The sequence below is a fragment of the Lapillicoccus sp. genome, from assembly GCF_036559105.1.
Classification (GTDB): Bacteria; Actinomycetota; Actinomycetes; order Actinomycetales; family Dermatophilaceae; genus Lapillicoccus.
On record NZ_DATBTV010000111.1, the window covers coordinates 1 to 2,863 of the forward strand.

3 protein-coding genes are annotated in these 2,863 nt (G+C 70.5%); all 3 read left to right on the plus strand.

Annotated elements, in window-relative coordinates; genetic code table 11:
- Positions 1–1,336 (plus strand): oligopeptide/dipeptide ABC transporter ATP-binding protein (locus tag VIG79_RS14265; protein WP_331886753.1); only part of this gene is annotated, 1,336 nt, incomplete at its 5' end.
- Positions 1,333–2,364 carry an ABC transporter ATP-binding protein gene (locus tag VIG79_RS14270; RefSeq protein ID WP_331886755.1) on the plus strand — a complete coding sequence of 344 codons (1,032 nt, stop codon included), beginning with the start codon at positions 1,333–1,335 and terminating at the stop codon, positions 2,362–2,364. The genes VIG79_RS14265 and VIG79_RS14270, both read left to right, overlap by 4 nt.
- 64 nt (positions 2,365–2,428) lie before the next feature.
- A partial coding sequence (locus tag VIG79_RS14275) for an alpha/beta hydrolase (RefSeq protein WP_331886757.1) occupies positions 2,429–2,863 on the plus strand: 435 nt, incomplete at its 3' end.

A 2,863-nucleotide genomic window follows, 5' to 3' on the forward strand; every position in this document is an offset into this window, starting at 1 on the left:
CCGCGTGCTCGGCCCGATTCTCGTGCAGGCGTCGGTGTTCGCCGGCATTTCTCTGGCGTTCCAGGCGGCTCTGGCCTTCCTCGGCCTCATCACGTCGGGAGGACGTCCGACCTGGGGCGGCATGATCGGGGACGCCGCCCAAGTGATTAGCCAGGACCAGTGGCTTCTGGTCCCGCCCGGCGTCGCCATCGCATTGACGGTGTTGGCGTTCGGGCTGCTCGGGGACGCCATCCGTGACCTGTCGTCCGGCGAAGACACCCCGGTGTCGCGTCGCCACCACCGCCCCACCCACGGGCAGACCCCCCGCCAGCCCGAGGACCTGGCGGCGTCGGCCGGTACGGCCCCGACGCAGGGACTGCTCCAGGTCAGAGGCCTAACAGTGACTGCGGGCTCTGACGCATCAACAGCCCTGGTCAGTGACGTGACCTTCGGCGTCGGGCCCGGGGAGACCGTGGCACTGGTCGGCGAATCCGGTTGCGGGAAGAGCATGACGGCCCTCGCGATCCTGGGGCTGCTGCCCGCCGGCGTCTCCGTCGGGGGCGGCTCGGTGGTCTTCGACGGCACCGACCTCGTGGCGGGAGGACCCCGGGCCTACCGCGCCGTCCGTGGGTCGGGGATCGCCTACGTCGCCCAGGACGCCTTGGGCAGCCTCGACCCGACGCACACCGTCGGGAGCCACCTCCGAGAGGTGATCGGCCTGCACGAGCGGCTCTCCTCGGCCGGAACTCGGGCGCGCGCCGTACAACTGCTGCGGCAGGTGAAGCTCAACGACGCAGAACGTGTGCTGGCCTCCTACCCGCACGAGCTCTCCGGTGGCATGGCGCAGCGCATCAACATCGCACTCGCACTCGCCGGTCGCCCGCAACTGCTGATCGCCGACGAGCCCACGACGGCGCTCGACGTCACCGTTCAGGCGGAGATCCTGCAGCTGCTGCGAGAGCTTCAGCACGCCGTCGGCATGGCGATCCTGATCATCACGCACGACTGGGGCGTCGTGGCCGACGTCGCCGACCGGGCGGTCGTCATGTACGCCGGCGAGGTGGTGGAGGAGGCCGAGGTCCACACCTTGTTCCGAGAGCCTCGGTTCCCCTACTCGGCAGCCCTGCTCGCATCCGATCCCAGCACCGCCCCCGAAGGCAGCCGGCTCCCCACCCTGCCCGGACGGGTGCCGCCGCCCGGTACGTGGCCAGCCGGCTGCCGCTTCGCCGGCCGCTGCGCGCACAGACGCGACATCTGCACTACCGGCCCTATCCCTCTGATGACGGTGAACAGCGGATCGGTGACGCGCTGCCTGCGCGTCGACGACCTGGTGCGCCAAGGAGCTCTGCCGCAGTGACCGAGACCCGGATCCCAGTCCTCGACGTCCGCAACGTCCGCGTCGGCTTCCGTCGTCGACGGCGTGCTCCCCTGTTCTGGGCCCTCGACGACGTCAGCCTCACGGTGCACCGCGGCCGCACCATGGGACTGGTCGGCGAGTCCGGCTCTGGCAAGTCGACGCTCGCCCGAGCCGTGCTCGGTCTGGTCCCGGTTCAGTCAGGCACCGTCGAGCTGCTCCACCGGGACATCACGCACCTGAAGCCCACCCAGCGACGCGCGCTCGGCCGGTCCCTCCAAGCGGTGTTCCAGGACCCGAACAGCTCGCTCAACCCCTCGTACACGGTGGGCCGCAGCCTCGCGGAACCCCTGCGCGCACAGGGAGTGCGGGAGGGAAAGGAGATCGACCGGCGCACGACAGTGATGCTGGAGGACGTCGGGCTCGACCCAGCGGCCGTCGGTCGCTTCCCGCGTCAGTTCTCCGGTGGGCAACGCCAGCGCATCTCCATCGCCCGGGCCCTCATGACGTCGCCCGAGGTCGTCATCTGCGACGAGGCGGTCAGTGCCCTTGATCTGTCCGTTCAGGCACAGATCCTCAATCTGCTGTCGGACCTGCAGGACGAGCACGGGCTGAGCTACCTGTTCATCTCCCACGACATGTCCGTCGTCCGCCACGTCTGTCACGACCTCACCGTCCTGTACCGGGGGCAGGTCATGGAAGCGGGGCCCACGAGCCTCGTTGCCCGCGAGCCGGCCCACCCGTACACGCGCTCGCTCCTGCTGGCCGCGCCCGTGGCCGACCCGACGGTGCAGCGCCGGCGCCGCGCCGACGCGGCGGAACAGGCCGACGGCTCAGGCCCGTCAGCCTCCGCCGGATGCCCGTTCGCGCCCCGCTGCCCGTTCGCCCGTGAACAGTGCTGGGAGACCCGGCCCTCGTTGCGGCCCCTGACCGACGGTCGCGTCGTCGCCTGTCATCGCTACCCCGAGTGGCAGCAGGAAGCCGGCACCGACTCGTCCCCCGTGCTCATGAACACCTCCGGGGGTCCCTGACCTGAGCTCGCCGCCCCACGACCGACCGTCTGACGCCCAACCCCTTCATCGCCCAGGAGTGCACATGCCCGTCGACCCCTTCCTCGAGCCGATGCTCACGTCGCTGCCGCCGATGCCTGAGCAGATCGACGACTGGGACGCTTTCCGCACCCAGGGCCGTCAGGGCAGCGACGCGATGGTCGAGCAGCTCACCGAGCCGGGACCGGAGGTCCACGAGACACGGACCGTGAGCCTCCCCGTGGCCGGTGGCGCCATCGATCTGCGCGTCTACCGGCCGGCCGGCGAGGGCCCGCACCCCGTTCACGTCTTCCTGCACGGCGGCGGCTGGGTCGCCGGATCCGTCCATGACAAGTACATCGACGTCGTCAGCCGAGAGCGCTGCGTCGGCGCGTCCTGCGTCGTCGTAGCCGTGGACTACCGCAAGGCGCCCGAGCACAAGTTCCCCACCGGGTTGACTGACGCCCAGGCGGCGTTGGAGTGGGTGGTCGAGAACGCCGCT